This window comes from Enterobacter sp. 200527-13 (genome assembly GCF_027924865.1).
Taxonomy (GTDB): domain Bacteria; phylum Pseudomonadota; class Gammaproteobacteria; order Enterobacterales; family Enterobacteriaceae; genus Enterobacter; species Enterobacter ludwigii.
Genome location: NZ_BSCM01000001.1, coordinates 1,364,827 through 1,382,296, shown reverse-complemented (window position 1 = coordinate 1,382,296; position 17,470 = coordinate 1,364,827). Strand labels below are relative to the sequence as shown.

Below are 17,470 nucleotides of genomic sequence, written 5' to 3'. Positions count from 1 at the left end.
AGCCGTTTAAAATACATCAACACACGGCTGACCAACTTTATGAAGGGCATCGGTCAAGCGGGTCCGAAGTTCATTCAGCGCCGCTTCTTTCTCCGCCAGTTGCGCCAGTTTGCGCCGCAAAGCGGCCTGTTTTTCCTCCGCGGTAAAGCGGTCATCAACCCAGACCGCCAGAACATCGGCGATTTCAGCCAGGGTAAACCCCAGCATTTTGGCATGCCCGATCAGCTTCAGCCGTTGTAAATCCACAGCCGAGTAGACTTTGTAGTTATTACTGCCGTTTGGCTGCGGAATTTTTTCCAGCAAGCCCGCCCTTTCATAATAACGCACCGTCTCTTTCGATAACCCTGTTCTGGCACACAGCTCGCCGATCCTCATCGCGTCGTTCTCACTTTGTAAAAATCACGCTTGACCGTGTACCTGAGTACACGGTTTATCCTGTGCCGCACAGACAGGGAAAACGGGATTTATGTTATGAATTCTTTTGATTATACAGGAAAAACAGCACTGGTTACCGGTGCATCCTCGGGCATCGGACGGGAGTTCGCCCGCCAGCTCGCGGCCCGTGGCGTGGGGTTGATCCTGGTTGCCCGCTCCGAGGCAACGCTGCAGGCGCTTGCGGCTGAGCTACACAAAACGCACGGCGTATCACTCACCGTTATCGTGCAGGACTTAACGCTGCCTGAGGCCATTACCCACATTGTGGAACGGCTGGAAGCGTTACGGCTTTATCCCGATATTTTGATTAATAGCGCGGGGTTTGCCACCTACGGGCGATTTGAAAAGCTATCTCTGGAGCGCCAGCGTAAAGAGATCAACATCAACTGCGTTGCCCCCGTGGCGCTCGCGCACGCCCTCCTGCCCGCCATGCTGCGTAAAGGTTCAGGCGTGATGATTAACGTGGCCTCAACCGCTGCCATGCAACCGGATCCGTATATGGCAATTTATGGGGCAACAAAGGCATTTTTACTCTCCTTTTCGAACGCGCTGTGGGGAGAATACCGCGCTCACGGCATCCGCGTGCTGGCGCTTTGCCCCGGCGCAACGGATACCGCCTTTTTTGAGGTGGTGAATGCCGAGGAAGCGTCAGTGGGCAAAAGAATGCCAGCGCAGAACGTGGTCGCGCTGGCGTTACGGGCCGTGGATACGCAACGCAACACGCTGATCCCCGGCTGCGGTAACTGGCTGCTGGGCCAGTTACACCGGTTTGTCACCCGCCGACGTCTGGCGATCATTGCTGAAAAAGTATTACGACCTAAGCCCGCCGGTCAGGGTGCGCGTTCAGACGCATAATCCCGTTCAGGTCAAAGCGTGACGTTTCAGTGCCGCGCAATTGCACTGAAACGCGCGCAACCTCTCGCAAAGACTGACAATATCCCGCGAAAAACAGTGATACACTTAGCCGACCTGGTTGATGATGCAGTCTTAACGGCTCAGGGCTAACGAGTATTATCCCTCGGGTTCCACAGACGACTGTGCATGTGCCATCTGCCCACTCAACCATGTGACCCAATTACCAAATGGTCACACGTTGTCAATCGGAGCCTGTCACGCTAAGCTGAAATAATGACTAAAGACATGAACACCCCATCCACACGTGGTCCACTCGATCACACGGTCCGAGAGCAAATCGTCGAAGCGGCGTATGAGCACTTCGGCCATTACGGCTATGAAAAAACCACCGTCGCCGAACTTGCCAAAGCCATCGGTTTTTCAAAAGCCTATATCTATAAATTTTTTGATTCCAAGCAGGCAATCGGCGAGGTCATCTGCGCGAACCGTCTTGATATGATCATGGCGGCGGTCAATGCAGCCATCGCTGATGCGCCATCCGCAAGCGAAAAGCTGCGTCGTCTGTTCAGGGCGCTCACCGAGGCGGGAAGTGAACTGTTTTTCCATGAGCGTAAACTCTACGACATTGCCGCCGTTGCCGCGCGGGACAAGTGGCCTTCAACCGAAAGGTATTCCGAACGTCTGCTGAAGCTGATTGAGAGCATTGTTGTCGAGGGCAGAAAAGCCGGTGAGTTCGAGAGAAAAACCCCTCTGGACGAAGCTACACTGGCGATCTATATGGTGATGTGCCCTTTCATTAACCCTGTTCAGCTGCAGTACAACCTTGAAGCCGCCCCGACCGCGGCGGTTGTCCTCTCCTCTCTGATTTTGCGAAGCCTGGCCCCCTGATTAGTGACCATTGACTTTATTGGTCACTCGAATGAGAATGCGGATACCGTCCTGTTAATGTAATAAGGGTTCCCATGCTCAGGCTTCATTCAGCCCGCCTTGCCGTATGCCTCCTGCCGATTGCCCTGGTGGCATGCGGCGATAACCACGCCAGTGACGATCCGCGCACGCAGCCACCGCTTGTCAGGTCGGCGTCCGTGATCCCTGCGAACGAGACGTCACGCGCCTTTACCGGCGTGGTGGTGGCAAGAACGCAAAGTGATTTAGGCTTCAGGGTGCAGGGCAAAATTCTCGAACGTCTTGTCGATACGGGTCAGACCGTTAAGCAGGGCCAGCCTTTAATGCGTCTGGATCCTGTTGATCTGAAATTACAGGCGCAGGCCCAGCAGCGCGCGGTGGATGCTGCCCAGGCGCGCGCACGTAAAGCGTCCAGCGATGAGGCGCGTTATCGCGGCCTTGTGGCATCCGGTGCAGTGTCGGCGTCGGAGTACGACCAGATTAAAGCCGCAGCCGACAGCGCCAGAGCGGAGCTCAGCGCTGCCCGGGCACAGGCAGGCGTGGCGCAAAACGCCACCGGTTATGCCGTGCTACTTGCCGATTCAGACGGCGTGGTGATGGAGACGCTTGCCGAGCCTGGACAGGTGGTCAGCGCCGGGCAGGCGGTGATCCGTCTGGCCCGCGCGGGGCAGCGCGAGGCGCTGGTCCAGTTGCCGGAAACCCTGCGCCCTGCCGTGGGAAGTACAGCCCTGGCAACGCTCTACGGTAACGAAAAGCAGCCCGTTAGCGCGAAGCTGCGCCTGCTGTCTGATTCAGCCGATGCGACCACCCGTACCTTTGAGGCCCGATACGTGCTGGATGGCGCGCTGGCGAACGCGCCGCTGGGGGCGACCGTGACGCTGAGCATCGAACACGGCAAAGGCGACAGCCGCGTGATGCAGGTTCCCCTGGCGTCTCTCTACGATGCGGGGAAAGGGCCTGGCGTCTGGCGTATTTCCGCTCAGCCGACAAAAGTCGTCTGGCAGCCTGTCAGGGTGCTTAGCGTAGGGGATGATATCGCCAGAGTGACCGGCGGCGTGCAGCCCGGAGAGAAGATTGTTGCGTTAGGCGTCCATCTTCTGCACGAAGGCGAAGCGGTCCGGCTGGCGGAACAGCGCGATGCCACTCAGGCGGGGATGACACCATGAGTGGAGGTCGTTTCAACCTGTCAGCGCTTGCGGTACGCGAGCGCTCGGTCACGCTGTTCTTGATTATTCTGGTTACCCTTGCCGGTATTTTCTCGTTTTTTGGCCTTGGCCGCGCGGAAGATCCACCCTTCACGGTTAAGCAAATGACGGTTATCACCGTCTGGCCCGGCGCAACCGCGCAGGAAATCCAGGATCAGGTCGCCGAGCCGCTGGAAAAACGTCTGCAGGAACTCAAATGGTATGACCGCACGGAAACGTATACCCGCCCCGGTATGGCGTTTATCACGTTGTCATTGCAGGACAAAACCCCGCCTTCTCAGGTTCAGGAGGAATTTTACCAGGCGCGAAAGAAACTGGGGGATGAAACCAAAAACCTTCCGGCAGGCGTCATGGGGCCGATGATCAATGACGAGTTTTCCGATGTCACCTTTGCCCTTTTTGCACTGAAAGCGAAAGGCGAACCACAGCGTCTGTTAGTGCGTGACGCCGAAGCCCTGCGCCAGCAGCTTTTGCACGTTCCGGGCGTAAAGAAAGTGAACATCATCGGGGAACAGGCCGAGCGGATTTACATCTCCTTCTCGCATGACCGTCTGGCAACACTGGGACTCTCGCCGCAGGATATTTTCACCACGCTCAACAGCCAGAACGCATTAACCGCGGCGGGCTCGATTGAAACGCGCGGGGCGCAAATCTTTATCCGCCTCGACGGCGCTTTCGATAAATTGCAGAAGATCCGCGATACGCCCCTGATCGCGCAGGGCAAAACGCTCCGGCTGTCCGACGTGGCAACGGTAGAACGGGGGTATGAAGATCCACCGACCCTGCAGATCCGTAACCAGCAAGAACCCACCCTGCTGCTCGGTATTGTCATGCGTGAAGGCTGGAACGGCCTGGCGCTGGGTAAAGCGCTGGATGCTGAAACGGCAAACATCAATGCGAATATGCCTCTGGGGATGACCTTAACGAAAGTCACCGATCAGTCGGTGAATATCCGCTCGTCGGTCGATGAGTTCATGATCAAGTTCTTCGTTGCCCTGCTGGTGGTGATGGTGGTGTGTTTTGTCAGTATGGGGTGGCGCGTGGGCATCGTTGTCGCGGCGGCAGTGCCGCTGACGCTGGCGGTCGTTTTTGTCGTGATGGAAGCCTCCGGTATAAACTTCGACCGCGTTACCCTGGGCTCCCTTATTTTAGCCCTCGGCTTACTGGTTGATGATGCCATTATCGCCATCGAAATGATGGTGGTAAAAATGGAGGAAGGCTACGACAGAATCAAAGCCTCCGCCTACGCCTGGAGCCATACCGCCGCGCCAATGCTGGCCGGAACCCTGGTGACAGCCATCGGGTTTATGCCGAATGGTTTTGCGCAGTCAACCGCCGGGGAGTACACCAGCAATATGTTCTGGGTAGTCGGCCTCGCCCTGATAGCTTCGTGGTTTGTGGCGGTGGTGTTCACCCCTTATCTGGGCGTCAAAATTCTGCCGGACATCGCAAAAGTCGAAGGTGGTCATGCCGCCATCTATGACACCCCGCGCTATAACCGTTTTCGTCATACCCTGAGCCGCGTGATCGCCCGAAAATGGATCGTCGCCGCGTCCGTCGTGGCCATCTTCACCCTCGCAGTACTGGGGATGGGACTGGTTAAAAAACAGTTTTTCCCGACGTCCGACCGCCCCGAGGTGCTGGTGGAAGTGCAGATGCCGTATGGCACATCGATTGAGCAAACCAGCGCCGCCACCGCGAAAATCGAAGCGTGGCTGCGCAAACAGCCTGAAGCCAGCATCGTCACCGCCTACATTGGCCAGGGTTCGCCGCGTTTTTATCTGGCGATGGCCCCTGAGTTGCCCGATCCCTCTTTCGCGAAGGTTGTCGTCATGACGGACAGCGAGAAGTCACGCGAGGCGCTGAAGTTCCGCCTTCGCGAAGCGGTAGCCCGCGGGCTGGCTCCGGAGGCACGCGTGCGGGTAACGCAGCTGGTATTCGGGCCTTATTCTCCCTTCCCGGTCGCCTGGCGAGTAATGGGACCGGATGTCAATAAACTGCGTGACATTGCAGAGAACGTTAAAGGTGTGCTGCAGGCCAGTCCGATGATGAGAACCGTCAATACCGACTGGGGTTCACGCGTACCGACCCTGCATTTCACCCTCGATCAGAACCGCCTGCAGGCTACCGGCTTAACGTCGAACGCCGTTGCCCAGCAGCTTCAGTTCCTTCTGACGGGCGTTCCCATCACCTCCGTGCGGGAAGATATTCGCTCGGTACAGGTTACGGGCCGCGCCGCGGGTGATATCCGCCTTGATCCGGCGAAGATAGAGGGCTTTACCCTGGTGGGTAACGCCGGGCAACGCGTTCCGCTGTCACAAATCGGGGAGATTGAGATCCGAATGGAAGATCCGCTGTTGCGCCGTCGCGATCGTACGCCCACGATTACCGTGCGGGGAGACATTGCCGAAAACCTTCAGCCCCCGGATGTGTCAACCGCCATCATGAAACAGCTGCAACCCCTTGTTGATTCACTTCCACCTGGCTATCGCATCGAAATGGCGGGATCGATTGAGGAATCCGGCAAAGCCACCCAGGCCATGGCCCCGCTGTTCCCCATTATGATTGCCCTGACGCTGCTGATAATCATTCTGCAGGTGCGTTCACTCTCGGCCATGGTCATGGTATTCCTGACCGCACCGCTGGGGCTTATTGGTGTGGTTCCTACGCTGTTGCTTTTCAATCAGCCGTTTGGCATCAATGCCCTCGTCGGCCTGATCGCGCTTTCGGGGATCCTGATGCGAAACACGCTGATTCTCATTGGTCAAATCGATCACAACCAGAAGGACGGTCTCGATCCGTTCCACGCCGTGGTTGAGGCGACCGTACAGCGCGCGAGGCCAGTCTTACTGACGGCCATGGCCGCCGTGCTGGCGTTCATTCCCCTGACGCACTCCGTGTTCTGGGGAACGCTGGCCTACACGCTGATTGGCGGAACGCTAGGGGGAACCATGATTACCCTCGTCTTCCTGCCAGCGATGTATGCGATCTGGTTTCGGATCAAGCCCGCCGCCTGACGGTGCCGGGCTGGCGTCCGGGATAAGCCCGGCAATCCAGTCTGCAAAGGCACGCACTGCGGGAGAGAGAAAACGCTGATGGGGATAAAGCAACGTGACGGGCACCGAAGGCGGTTGCCAGTCAGCCAGAACCTCAACCAGCCTTCCCTCCCGCAGATGCGCTGAGACAATGCTCTCAGCCAACTGCGCCAGCCCGAAACCTTCAAGGCACATGTTGATATAAAGCCCGGTGGCATTTACGGCCGCTTCGCCGCGGACAGGGATGGAGACGGTCTCTGTCCCGCGGACAAAGCGTAACGCATCCGCCCGTCGGGTCTGATCGGAAAAATAGTGTATCGCCCGATGCTGTGATAAGTCGTCTGGCGAGCGGGGGGTACCGAACTTCCTGAGATAGTCCGGTGAGGCACAGGTCACCCAGCGAAACCGGCCCAGAGGACGGGCAACAAGAGTCGAGCTATTCAGATCACCCGTTCGGATCACACAGTCCACCCCCTCCTGCACCAGATCAACCTGCCGATCGTTGACGCCCAACATCAGGTAGATATCCGGATAAAGCCGGTAAAAATCTTTCAGGTGAGGCATCACGATGAAATCCGCGATCCCGCCCGGCATATCCACCCGCAAGCGTCCCTGCGGGCGCCGGACTGACGCCGTCAGGCTCGTTTCGGCATGATCGATTAGCGCCAGTATTTCCTGGCATTGCGCCAGATACTGCACACCTTCAGCGGTGAGGCTCACCCGCCTTGTCGTTCTGTTAAGCAGGCGCACCTGGAGGTAATTCTCCAGATTTTTTATGCTGCTGGTGACCGTTGACGAAGGCAGAGAAAGCGTTTCGGCTGCGCGGACAAAGCTTCCGGCCTGCGCTACCCGCATGAAGATCTGCATTGCCTGAATACGATCCATCTTTTCTCCCCCGACCGTCGCTCACATTATTCTTCGTAGATTATGAATAATGAAAACACGTTAAGCATCTTTTTCGCCGTAATCGGGTGGCGTAATTTCTCACCCATGAAGAGACAAAGGACAAGAAGATGAGCGATTACCTGAGAAATATGATTAACAATCAGAGCATAACCCCACCCGCCACGTTGATTAAGGGCGCAACCCTGCTCAGCATGGATGACAGGGTGGGTAATTTTGAGCGCGGCGATATCCTTATCGAAGGCGCAAAGATCGTCGCCATTGGTGAAAATCTGGCAGCAGAAGGCGCCCGCATAATAGATGCCACACATATGATTGCCATGCCGGGCCTGGTGGATACCCATCGCCATGCCTGGGAGGGACAACTGCGCCGCATTAACCCCGACGCCAAAACGCTTGAAGATTACTGCAACGCCACGCACTTCTCATTCGCCAGGTATTATCGCCCTGCCGATATTTATATCGGCAACCTGCTCACCGCCCTGGGGTGTATTGATGCCGGTATCACTACGGTGATTGATAATTCCCATAACAGCCGCACCGCTGCGCATTCGGACGCGGCCGTTGAGGCCCTGCTGGATGCAGGGATCCGCGCCGTACACGCTTCCGGTGCACCGGTGTCCGGAGAATGGGACCGCGCGCACTGGCCCGGTAACTGGCAGCGCCTGCAAGAAAAGTATTTCCAGAATAACCCTGAAAGTCTTGTTTCGCTGGCGGTCATGGCCCAGCTGGAGCCGGAGAGATGGCCGGAGGCCCGCAGGCTGGGGTTGCCAATCGTGACCGAATTCTTTGGGGGTGAAATGGCGTCGCAGCTTGAGGCGCTGCATCAGCAGGGGCTTCTGGGACCGGACAATATTTTTAATCACTGCACCGCACTGCCGGACGACGGATGGAAAATCCTGCGGGACGCGGGTGTACGCGTGAACGTCTGCCCCCGCTCCGATGCGCACTATGGGATTGAAGACGGCATGTTTGCCCTTCAGTCCGCGCTGCGCCACGGCATCAGCCCCGGCCTCAGCGTTGACAATGAAACGTCGTACAGCGGCGACATGTTTATGGAAATGCGCGTGGCTTTTTACCTCCAGCGCGTCATGGGCATGCATCAGCAGCGCTGCTGTGGTTCAGCGCACACCGTAAATACGCTTCATACCCAACAGCTCCTGAAAGCAGCCACCGTCGATGGTGCGGCCTGTGCAGGGTTACAGGAGAGCATCGGCAGCCTGACGCCGGGTAAACAGGCCGACCTGGTGCTTATTAACGCCGGCGATCTCAACCTCTATCCGTCCGGCAATGCATTTGGCACGGTGGTCCATGCGGCAGAGCGCAGCAACATCCATACCGTCATGATTGCCGGACGAATCGTGAAGCAAGACGGCAACGTGCTGGGGGTAGACATCACCCGCCTTCGCGAGGCCATTGATGAATCACGTCATCATCTCTTTACCTCAGCCGGGTATGCGCCGGACATATTTGCTGACGCCTTCCTGCCGCTGGCGCAGGATTAAGCCCCTTCAACCACAACAAATGTCCCGGTTGCCGCCCCCGCGCGCAGCTTTCTGGCGGCAACGTACCCGGGACTGTTATAAAAACGTTTGGCCTCAGCATACGAATCAAACTCTAAAACGACATGGCGTTCATGCGCCTCCCCTTCGAGATTTTCATATTCCCCTGACCAGACGATGACCCGGGGGTTGAACCCCTGCAGCGCTTCCCCGGCAGCGTTCGCATATTCTGCATAGGCAGCAGGATCTGTGACGGTCACGTGGGCGATTAAATAACCTTTATTCATCTTCTTTATCCTTCCTGAGGACTGTTGCCGGTGGTGTAAAACGCATCAACCTGTTTGACAGCGTTACGCGGTATGAAGACACTCTATTAGTCATCAATAAGGGAATAAATCACCCAAAAAATAACGCACTGTTACCCGGAAGGTGAACAATGAAAAACCTGCATGCACTGACTATTTTTGCGCGCGTCGCAGAAATGCAGAGCTTTACTCAGGCGGCGGAGAGCCTGGGCATTAAGAAAGGCCGCGTTTCAACGGTCGTACGTGAGCTTGAGCATGACCTCGGGACGACGCTGTTGCACCGGACTACCCGCGCGGTACAGCTGACCGAAGACGGTCGGGCTTTTTATTCGCGCGCCCGGGATTTGTTATCAGATGCTGAAGATCTGCAGTCCATGTTCGCGCCTGGCGGCATGTCACTGCGGGGACGTTTACGCGTCGATATGCCAGCAGTGTTGGCCCAAAGCGTAGTGATTCCCGCCCTGCCACAACTGCTGGACGCGCATCCTGAACTTGAAATAGAACTTTCAAGCACAGACCGGCGAGTCGATCTGGTTCAGGAAGGCTTTGACTGCGTGATTCGTTTTGGGCCCATTGTTGATGAGACCCTCATTGCCCGACCGCTCGGTCAGCTACGGATGATTAACGCCGCCAGCCCACGCTACCTGGAGCGCGTCGGGGTGCCCGAGACGATCGACGACCTGCTTCGTCAGGGACACCGAATGGTGCATTACATGCGAAATTTTGGTGCCCGGCCTGATGGCTGGCAGTACCCGGACGGTGATGGCTACCGGTCCGTCATGTTACCCGGCGCCGCGCGGGTCAACAGCGTACCGGCCTATCATGAAGCCGGGCTGGCGGGTCTGGGCTTAATTCAGGGCGGGTATTCCGCGCTGGCGCCCCATATCCAGCGCGGCGCGCTGGTTGAAGTGCTTCCCCATTTGCCTCCTGAACCGCTTAATGCCGCTTTTGTGGTCGCCCATCGGCGTAATTTATCGCAGCGTGTCAGAGCTTTTATGCACTGGACGGAAGTCATTTTAAAACCGTACTTTGATTAATATCCTGCTAAAGATATTCACGCTAATTGTCGGAGGCCGGACGGCAATATTAACTCGCTCAGGGACGTTTCTTGTGAAAGGAATATACAGCGCAAATGCGAATAATGACTAAAACTGGCAGTTGATTGTTATTTGCATGGCTTTTAAAATTTAATTGCAAGGTATTTATTAAATTTTAATTAGGGACATAAAAATGACAAGAAATACGCTTTTACTGACGATGATGGCCGCCTTTTCAGGCGCAGTATACGCAGGGGAAACGCAATTTACGCCGAATTTCTCACCTGACAGCGTCACCGTTTCAGCCTCGGGCGGGATGCTCAGCGGGAAATCCCATGAAATGGTGTATGACGACGTCACAGGCAGAAAAATCAGCCAGCTGGACTGGAAAATTAAAAACGTCGCCATCCTGAAAGGCGATATTTCCTGGGATGCGTACCCTTTCCTGACCCTGAACGCACGCGGCTGGACCTCACTGGCATCCGGCTCGGGTCATATGGATGACTATGACTGGATGAACGAAAGACAATCCAGCTGGACAGATCATTCGACGCATCCGGCAACTAACGTCAATTATGCCAATGAATACGATCTCAATGTAAAAGGCTGGATATTGCAGGGCGAAAGCTATAAAGCGGGCGTGACTGCCGGTTATCAGGAAACCCGTTTTAGCTGGACGGCCACCGGTGGCTCTTATAATTATGATAACGGTACCAACACGGGGAATTTCCCGGCGGGGGAACGCGGCATTGGTTATAGCCAGCGCTTCTCAATGCCTTATATTGGGCTTGTGGGGCAGTATCGTATTAATAATTTCGAATTTAATGGCCTGTTTAAATTCAGTGACTGGGTGCGCGCTCATGATAACGACGAGCACTATATGCGCGACCTGACCTTCCGCGAGAAAACCTCAGACTCTCGCTATTATGGTGCGTCAGTGGATGCAGGATATTACGTCACGCCACACGCCAAAGTTTTTGCCGAGTTCGCGTATAGCCGTTACAAAGAGGGCAAAGGCGGCACGCAGATTATTGATACTAACACGGGCGAATCCGGGTCAATTGGCGGTGATGCGGCGGGCATTTCCAACAAAAATTATACCGTTACCGCCGGTCTGCAATACCGGTTCTGATTTCGCGCAACGCATCAGGCCAGCGTAAACATGCACAGGCCCCTGACGGGGCCTTTTTCGATGTGCTGCTTTACTTCCGCAGGTGCGCGCCCCTTCATGACGCCGATTTTGGTCGCAGATCCTCGTCAAACTCCAGACGTTTTCGACCGGGCTCCACTTCGCGCAGGGGTTCGACCTGATGCAGGGTCAGCTTGCAGCGATCCACCAGCACCTGATACTCACGCGTGCCCTGCTTCTTCCAGGCAATTTCCTGCTCGCTCAGCACACGTATCGCTTTTGCCGGACTGCCAATGATCAAATGGTTGGCGGGCATCTCGGCTTTCGCTTTCACAAAGGCCGCCGCGCCGACAATGCTGTTTTCGCCAATCACCGCGCCGTCCATGACCACTGCGTTCATCCCTACCAGAGCGTTACGGCGGATAATACAGCCGTGCAGAATCGCGCTGTGGCCGATATGGCCGTCCTCTTCCACCACCGTGTCCTGCTCCGGGAAACCGTGCATGACGCAGTTATCCTGAATGTTCGCGCCGTCTTTCACCACAATCCGGCCAAAATCGCCGCGCAGGCTGGCATTCGGGCCAACATACACGCCTTTGCCCAGGATCACGTCGCCGATGAGCACCGCCGTCGGGTGAACATAGCTCTCATCAGGCACCACCGGCGTCAGACCGTCAATTTGATAAACGGGCATCTCCACTCCTTATACGATAGTAAGACCACCAAAGCGTTGATAGTAGAGCGTGCCGGGCACAGGCAGTTCGCCGACGGAGGTTTCACCTTTCTCGCTGACAAACGCCAGCGCCCCCGGTGCCACACGCTGATAAATATTAATGCACAGCTGTCGCGCACTTTGTCCGGCCCAGTGTGCAGGCAATAACTCCTCCGGCAACAGTGGGTCTTTCAGCACCACGCGACGGTAAAAATGGATCAGCAACAGCTGGATCTGGAAGCAGCGTTCCGGCGTTAATTCGTCCGGCGCGGCCTCTTTCAGCAGCGGCAGAAGAGGACGGAACGAGTGGATAAACGTCTCGTACATCGCGTTCTGTTCGGTCAACTGCCAGCACTCCTCCACCCGGGCACGCAGCGCCGCGCGGGACAGCGCCAGCGGCGAATGGGCCTCGAAGAAGATGACGTTTTCCGCCACGCCTGCGTCGTGTAAAAGCGACTGCACATCCGCCAGATGCTGCGACGGGGAGGCCATCAGGCTGGGAGCCAGGGTGCCAAAACCCTGCCAGATCAGCTGCTTTTTGACGTCAGCAAGGGTGGTTTTATCGAGGCCTTCCGAGAGCAGCAACAGCCACTTGCCGTCCCATGCCGGGAGTTCAGACCGGTAGATTTTACTCTCCGCGCGGCGGGTCAAACGCAGCCCTTTGTCGCTCAGCCGGTAAAAGCTGCGTCGTCCGATGCGCGACACATCCAGCCAGCCCTCTTTGTTAAGACGAAACAGCGCAGTGCGCACAAAGCGCTCGCCAAATCCCATACCTTCCATTAAGGCGGCGAGGCTGCCAAGCCAAATCTCGCCGCCGCGATGTGAAAGCGCGTCACCGTATAATGAGGAGATAAGCGACGTTCCGCTAACGGGAACCGAGCTAACCGCGTGCTGGATAAAGGCATCGAGTTTATTCATGTGATTCATTCTGTTGTTATTTTTGGTCTGGATGAATCATAGCATATTCCCCTCACCCCGGCCCTCTCCCAAAGGGAGAGGGCGACAACGTCCCTTCTCCCCTCCGGGGAGAAGGTTAGGTTGAGGGGGTGAGGGAAACTCAACCGTTAGCCGCAACTTTACGCAAATCAAACACCCGACAGGCTTTGCCCTCTGAGCGCGGGATACTGCCGCAGTTGACAATCATCACGTCGGTGGAGATCCCGACCATCGATTTAATCCGATGGCGCAGCTGATGGCACACCTGGCAGCGCTGCTCGTGGGTCAGGGTCAGACTGCTCTCTTTGAGCTCCACCTTCACGGAAAGTGAATCAAGATGACCGCGGCGGTTGACCTCCAGCTGGTAGTGCGGGGAGAGGTGTTCGAACTTCACGATCTCCTCTTCCAGCTGGGACGGGAAGACGTTGACGCCGCGGATGATGAGCATATCGTCACTGCGACCGCTGATCCTGTCCATACGACGCATGGTACGGGCTGTGCCGGGCAGCAGGCGCGTCAGGTCGCGGGTGCGATAACGGATCACCGGCAGCGCCTCCTTGGTCAGCGTGGTAAACAGCAGTTCGCCCTGCTCGCCATCATTAAGCGGCGTGCCGTCGTTCGGGTTAACGATCTCCGGATAGAAATGATCTTCCCAGATGGTCGGACCGTCGGCGGTTTCGATACACTCCATCGCCACGCCTGGCCCCATGACCTCGGAAAGCCCATAGATATCCAGCGCGGTGATCCCCAGACGTTTCTCGATTTCGCGGCGCATGGCCTGCGTCCACGGCTCTGCGCCAAACACCCCCACACGCAGGGAGCAGGCGCTGGCATCGCCTCCCATCTGGCGCTCCAGCTCTTCGATCAGATTGAGGCAGTAGGATGGCGTCACCATGATCATGTCCGGCTGGAAATCGCGGATCAGTTGCGCCTGTTTCTCCGTCTGGCCGCCGGACATCGGGATAACGGTCGCCCCTAAACGCTCTGCGCCATAATGCGCGCCCAGCCCACCGGTAAACAGGCCATACCCATAGGCCACATGAATTTTGTCTTTCGCACTGCCGCCCGCGGCGCGCAGAGAACGGGCCACCAGGTTGGCCCAGTTGTCGATGTCATGTTGGGTATAACCGACGACGGTCGGCTTTCCGGTGGTGCCGGAAGAGGCATGAATACGCACCACCTGCTCCATCGGTACGGCAAAGGTATCGAACGGATAGTTATCACGCAGGTCCTGCTTGGTGGTGCACGGGAACTTACGGATGTCTTCCAGCGTTTTAAAATCGTCAGGGTGAACGCCCGCGGCGTCAAACTTGCGTTTGTACATCGGAACGTTGTTATAGGCGTGATGCAGCGTCCATTTCAGACGCTCGGTTTGCAGCGCCTGTAATTCGTCAATGGAGGCCGTTTCGATCGGATCAAGCTTTGTTGTATTTGTCATTGTAGGGTACTCACACTGTTATTCGCTCAAACACGCTCAAGGATCATGGCAATGCCCTGACCCACACCGATGCACATCGTACACAGCGCATAGCGCCCGTTGCGTCGATGCAATTCATTGCTCGCGGCCAGCGCCAGTCTGGCACCGCTCATGCCCAGCGGGTGGCCCAACGCAATGGCCCCTCCGTTCGGGTTGACGTGTTCAGCGTCATCCGGCAATCCCAGCTGACGTAACACGCCCAGCGCCTGAGAAGCGAAAGCTTCGTTAAGCTCAATCACGTCCATATCGTTGATGCTGAGCCCGGCACGTTCCAGCACTTTGCGGGTGGCTGGCACCGGTCCTAAGCCCATCAGACGTGGCTCCACGCCAGCGGTAGCCATCGCCACGATCCGCGTGCGCGGGACAAGCCCTTGCGCGTGCGCCATCGACTCGCTGGCGATAATCAGCGCCGAAGCGCCATCGTTTACACCGGAGGCGTTACCCGCCGTCACGACACCGTTCTTGCGAAACGGTGTTTTCAGCGCGGCAAGTTGTTCAAGCGTGGTATCAGCACGGGGATGCTCATCTACCGAAACTTCCGTAACCGTTCCTTTTTTGCCGGGCACCTGCACCGGCACAATCTCCTGCGCCAGAATGCCGTTCTGCTGCGCCTGAGCAGTACGCTGCTGGCTGCGCAGCGCGAAAGCATCCTGATCGGTCCGGCTGATATTTAACAATTCAGCTACATTCTCTGCCGTTTCCGGCATGCTGTCAGTTCCGAATTGCTGATGCATGAGCGGATTCACAAATCGCCAGCCGAGGGTGGTGTCGAAAATCTCCGCCTGACGCTGGAACGCCGCCGTGGCTTTACCCATTACAAACGGCGCCCGGGACATTGACTCGACGCCGCCTGCAAGCAGCATGTCGCCATCGCCCGCCCTGATTGCCCGCGCGGCAAAGCCAATCGCGTCCAGACCCGAACCGCACAGGCGGTTCAGCGTGGTGCCGGAGACCGTCTGAGGCAGTCCGGCCAGCAGCAGCGACATACGCGCCACGTTGCGGTTATCTTCCCCCGCCTGGTTGGCGCAGCCGAAGATCACATCATCAATCCGCTCGAGGTCGAGCTGCGGATAACGGGCCAGCAGCGCACGCAGCGGCACCGCGCCGAGATCGTCGGCGCGAACGCTGGCCAGCGCCCCGCCATAGCGCCCCACCGGGGTTCGAACGCCATCACAAATAAAAGCGTCACGCATCAGGCTTCTCCTGTCACACTGCCGCCGATGCGGTGAGATTTTCCGCGAAACAGGGCAACGGTTTTCTGTTGTTGGTTCTGAATTTCAATGTCATACACGCCGGTCAGTTTGCCCTGATGCTTAACCCGCGCGGTGGCGGTCAGCGTGTCGCCGGCAAACCCCGGGCGCAGAAAATCGATTGAACAGCCTGACGCCACTGCCGCCAGCCCCTGGCTGTTGCAGGCGTAGGCAAAAGCGGTATCGGCCAGTGAAAACAGCTGTCCTCCGTGGCAGGTTTTGTGGCCGTTGAGCATCTGCGGGGTGATGGTCATCGTTGCTACCGCGTAGCCATCGTCCATGTCGATGATGTCGATCCCCAGCGCCTGGGCGCAGGCGTCCTGTTCATACATGGTGCGGGCGTTATGCCAGGCGTTATGACTCATAGCTACTCTCCAGAAGCGCACGCTGGCGCAGCAGTGAACAAGGGCGATAGCGTTCTTCGCCGTAATGGCGTTGCAAATTCTCCAGCAGCGTTAACAGCCGTTGCCAGCCCAGACGCTCCCCCCAGGCAATGGGCCCGTTCGGGTAATTCACGCCAAGGCGCATGGCGGTGTCGATATCCTTCTCGCTGGCCACCCCTTTTTGCAGCGCATCCAGCGCTTCGTTGGCGATCATCGCCACCGTCCGCCAGACCAGCAGGCCAGGGTAATCGGCAATGCGCAGTACCCGGTGTCCCTGCTGCTGCAGGTACCAGATGGCTTTTTGCGTGGCGGTATGCGGGTTATCCGATGCGGTTGCGATCACCGCCACGTCGCGTTCGATGCGGTCAATCACCACGACCGGACAGTGAAAACGCCGGGCCAGCGCCTGAGCGGTCTCCCCCTGGGTTTCAATCAACAGGAGCTCATCTATTTCCGTGACACCGTCACCTCTTCGCTGCACGCGCATGGGGGTAAAGCTGTCGTTTACTGCGTCAAGCCACGGCACAGACGGTTTCTCACCGTGCCAGTCGTAAACGCCCTTCCCGCTTTTTTTGCCCAGCCGCCCCGCCAGCACCAGTTCCTGCTGCACCAGCGACGGCAGGAAACGACGTTCCTGCCAGAAGGCATTGAACACGGAACAGGTCACCGCAAAGTTGACGTCCTGACCAATCATGTCGGTCAGCTCCAGCGGTCCCATCGGGAAACCGCCGCCGTCGCGCAGGGCGGCATCAATCACTTCTGGCGCGGCGACCTGCTCTTCCAGGGCGCGCCAGGCTTCAGAATAGAACGGACGCGCAACGCGGTTGACGATGAACCCTGGCGTTGACTGACAGCGGACGGGCTGTTTCCCCCAGTTCAGCGCCAGCTCGCACAGCGCATCGGCCACTTCGGGCGATGTCGCCAGCCCGCTCACCACCTCGACCAGCTTCATGACCGGTGCGGGATTAAAGAAATGCAGCCCCGCGACGCGCTCCGGATGGTGAACATCCGCCGCAATCGCCGTAACAGAAATGGAGGAGGTATTGCTGGTCAGCAAGGTCTGCGGCGGGCAAATCTGAGCCAGTTGCGCAAACAGCGCTTTTTTGACGTCGATACGCTCAGACGCGGCTTCAATCACCAGATCTGCCGCGGCGAGCGCTTCGATATCCGTTACCGGCAGCAGCCTGGCAAGAATCTGGCTGCCAGCATCGGCGGAAAGTTTTCCGCGAGTCACCCGGGAGGCGAGACGCTGGCGGATCCCGTCAATCGCGCGTGAAATCGCGTCCGAAGCAATGTCATACATCAGAACCTGATGCCCATGACTCGCCGCAACTTCCGCAATTCCCGCACCCATCGTGCCGCTTCCAATGACGGCGACAGTACGAACCGTGATCGCCATC

General features: G+C 57.4%; 16 protein-coding genes. 7 read left to right on the top strand and 9 right to left on the bottom strand.

Features of this window, described 5'->3' with window-relative positions; all coding sequences use genetic code 11:
• Positions 1 to 6: 6 nt before the first annotated feature.
• Positions 7 to 375, bottom strand: coding sequence for a MerR family transcriptional regulator (locus QMG44_RS06585; protein WP_020884230.1), 369 nt, complete (start codon positions 373 to 375; stop codon positions 7 to 9).
• Between the two features lie 96 nt (positions 376 to 471).
• Between QMG44_RS06585 and QMG44_RS06580 the strand changes: the two genes are divergently transcribed.
• The 4 genes from QMG44_RS06580 (at position 472) to QMG44_RS06565 (ending at position 6,418) form a co-directional block, all read left to right on the top strand.
• A complete protein-coding gene (locus QMG44_RS06580; protein WP_086532555.1) occupies positions 472 to 1,290 on the top strand; it encodes an SDR family oxidoreductase in 819 nt (272 codons plus the stop codon).
• 273 nt (positions 1,291 to 1,563) lie between these two features.
• Complete coding sequence (locus QMG44_RS06575; protein ID WP_014169944.1) at positions 1,564 to 2,178, top strand: TetR/AcrR family transcriptional regulator; 615 nt, start codon at positions 1,564 to 1,566, stop codon at positions 2,176 to 2,178.
• Between the two features lie 74 nt (positions 2,179 to 2,252).
• Positions 2,253 to 3,362: an efflux RND transporter periplasmic adaptor subunit gene (locus QMG44_RS06570; protein ID WP_086532556.1), complete on the top strand. Its 1,110-nt coding sequence runs from the start codon at positions 2,253 to 2,255 to the stop codon at positions 3,360 to 3,362.
• A complete protein-coding gene (locus tag QMG44_RS06565; protein ID WP_086532557.1) occupies positions 3,359 to 6,418 on the top strand; it encodes an efflux RND transporter permease subunit in 3,060 nt (1,019 codons plus the stop codon). The genes QMG44_RS06570 and QMG44_RS06565 overlap by 4 nt, the downstream gene beginning before the upstream one ends.
• On the opposite strand, the gene QMG44_RS06560 is transcribed toward QMG44_RS06565, so the two are convergent.
• Complete coding sequence (locus tag QMG44_RS06560; protein WP_086532558.1) at positions 6,341 to 7,321, bottom strand: LysR family transcriptional regulator; 981 nt, start codon at positions 7,319 to 7,321, stop codon at positions 6,341 to 6,343. The two genes, QMG44_RS06565 and QMG44_RS06560, sit on opposite strands and share 78 nt — an antisense overlap.
• A gap of 128 nt (positions 7,322 to 7,449) precedes the next feature.
• On the opposite strand from QMG44_RS06560, the gene QMG44_RS06555 reads away from it, so the two are divergent.
• Complete coding sequence (locus tag QMG44_RS06555) at positions 7,450 to 8,844, top strand: amidohydrolase family protein (RefSeq protein WP_086532559.1); 1,395 nt, start codon at positions 7,450 to 7,452, stop codon at positions 8,842 to 8,844.
• Here the strand turns inward: QMG44_RS06555 and QMG44_RS06550 are convergent.
• Positions 8,841 to 9,128: a DUF1330 domain-containing protein gene (locus tag QMG44_RS06550; RefSeq protein ID WP_014169939.1), complete on the bottom strand. Its 288-nt coding sequence runs from the start codon at positions 9,126 to 9,128 to the stop codon at positions 8,841 to 8,843. The two genes, QMG44_RS06555 and QMG44_RS06550, sit on opposite strands and share 4 nt — an antisense overlap.
• A gap of 149 nt (positions 9,129 to 9,277) precedes the next feature.
• On the opposite strand from QMG44_RS06550, the gene QMG44_RS06545 reads away from it, so the two are divergent.
• Complete coding sequence (locus QMG44_RS06545; protein ID WP_014169938.1) at positions 9,278 to 10,183, top strand: LysR family transcriptional regulator; 906 nt, start codon at positions 9,278 to 9,280, stop codon at positions 10,181 to 10,183.
• A gap of 193 nt (positions 10,184 to 10,376) precedes the next feature.
• Entirely contained in the window at positions 10,377 to 11,315 is a 939-nt protein-coding gene (locus QMG44_RS06540) for an omptin family outer membrane protease (protein ID WP_025204278.1), read from the top strand.
• A gap of 94 nt (positions 11,316 to 11,409) precedes the next feature.
• Here the strand turns inward: QMG44_RS06540 and paaY are convergent, their stop codons facing one another.
• From paaY to paaH, 6 genes are all read right to left on the bottom strand, one after another.
• A complete protein-coding gene (paaY, locus tag QMG44_RS06535; RefSeq protein WP_020884237.1) occupies positions 11,410 to 12,006 on the bottom strand; it encodes a phenylacetic acid degradation protein PaaY in 597 nt (198 codons plus the stop codon).
• A gap of 9 nt (positions 12,007 to 12,015) precedes the next feature.
• Positions 12,016 to 12,951 (bottom strand): phenylacetic acid degradation operon negative regulatory protein PaaX, encoded by a 936-nt coding sequence (gene paaX / locus QMG44_RS06530; protein WP_086532560.1) that lies wholly within the window; start codon positions 12,949 to 12,951, stop codon positions 12,016 to 12,018.
• Between the two features lie 130 nt (positions 12,952 to 13,081).
• Entirely contained in the window at positions 13,082 to 14,398 is a 1,317-nt protein-coding gene (paaK, locus tag QMG44_RS06525; RefSeq protein ID WP_014169934.1) for a phenylacetate--CoA ligase PaaK, read from the bottom strand.
• Positions 14,399 to 14,424: 26 nt separating this feature from the next.
• Positions 14,425 to 15,630: a 3-oxoadipyl-CoA thiolase gene (pcaF, locus tag QMG44_RS06520; protein ID WP_086532561.1), complete on the bottom strand. Its 1,206-nt coding sequence runs from the start codon at positions 15,628 to 15,630 to the stop codon at positions 14,425 to 14,427.
• Complete coding sequence (paaI, locus tag QMG44_RS06515; protein ID WP_086532562.1) at positions 15,630 to 16,052, bottom strand: hydroxyphenylacetyl-CoA thioesterase PaaI; 423 nt, start codon at positions 16,050 to 16,052, stop codon at positions 15,630 to 15,632. Before paaI ends, pcaF begins: the two co-directional genes overlap by 1 nt.
• Positions 16,042 to 17,469 (bottom strand): 3-hydroxyacyl-CoA dehydrogenase PaaH, encoded by a 1,428-nt coding sequence (gene paaH, locus QMG44_RS06510; RefSeq protein WP_086532563.1) that lies wholly within the window; start codon positions 17,467 to 17,469, stop codon positions 16,042 to 16,044. The genes paaI and paaH overlap by 11 nt, the downstream gene beginning before the upstream one ends.
• Position 17,470 lies beyond the last annotated feature (1 nt).

Excerpts from the sequence above, each read along its gene's own strand:
- paaI (WP_086532562.1), bottom strand. The coding sequence starts at position 16,052 with ATGAGTCATAACGCCTGGCATAACGCCCGCACCATGTATGAACAGGAC.
- paaK (WP_014169934.1), bottom strand. The coding sequence starts at position 14,398 with ATGACAAATACAACAAAGCTTGATCCGATCGAAACGGCCTCCATTGAC.
- QMG44_RS06560 (WP_086532558.1), bottom strand. The coding sequence starts at position 7,321 with ATGGATCGTATTCAGGCAATGCAGATCTTCATGCGGGTAGCGCAGGCC.
- QMG44_RS06550 (WP_014169939.1), bottom strand. The coding sequence starts at position 9,128 with ATGAATAAAGGTTATTTAATCGCCCACGTGACCGTCACAGATCCTGCT.
- QMG44_RS06575 (WP_014169944.1), top strand. The coding sequence starts at position 1,564 with ATGACTAAAGACATGAACACCCCATCCACACGTGGTCCACTCGATCAC.
- paaH (WP_086532563.1), bottom strand. The coding sequence starts at position 17,469 with ATGGCGATCACGGTTCGTACTGTCGCCGTCATTGGAAGCGGCACGATG.
- QMG44_RS06580 (WP_086532555.1), top strand. The coding sequence starts at position 472 with ATGAATTCTTTTGATTATACAGGAAAAACAGCACTGGTTACCGGTGCA.
- paaY (WP_020884237.1), bottom strand. The coding sequence starts at position 12,006 with ATGCCCGTTTATCAAATTGACGGTCTGACGCCGGTGGTGCCTGATGAG.
- QMG44_RS06540 (WP_025204278.1), top strand. The coding sequence starts at position 10,377 with ATGACAAGAAATACGCTTTTACTGACGATGATGGCCGCCTTTTCAGGC.
- pcaF (WP_086532561.1), bottom strand. The coding sequence starts at position 15,630 with ATGCGTGACGCTTTTATTTGTGATGGCGTTCGAACCCCGGTGGGGCGC.
- QMG44_RS06565 (WP_086532557.1), top strand. The coding sequence starts at position 3,359 with ATGAGTGGAGGTCGTTTCAACCTGTCAGCGCTTGCGGTACGCGAGCGC.
- QMG44_RS06570 (WP_086532556.1), top strand. The coding sequence starts at position 2,253 with ATGCTCAGGCTTCATTCAGCCCGCCTTGCCGTATGCCTCCTGCCGATT.
- paaX (WP_086532560.1), bottom strand. The coding sequence starts at position 12,951 with ATGAATCACATGAATAAACTCGATGCCTTTATCCAGCACGCGGTTAGC.
- QMG44_RS06555 (WP_086532559.1), top strand. The coding sequence starts at position 7,450 with ATGAGCGATTACCTGAGAAATATGATTAACAATCAGAGCATAACCCCA.
- QMG44_RS06585 (WP_020884230.1), bottom strand. The coding sequence starts at position 375 with ATGAGGATCGGCGAGCTGTGTGCCAGAACAGGGTTATCGAAAGAGACG.
- QMG44_RS06545 (WP_014169938.1), top strand. The coding sequence starts at position 9,278 with ATGAAAAACCTGCATGCACTGACTATTTTTGCGCGCGTCGCAGAAATG.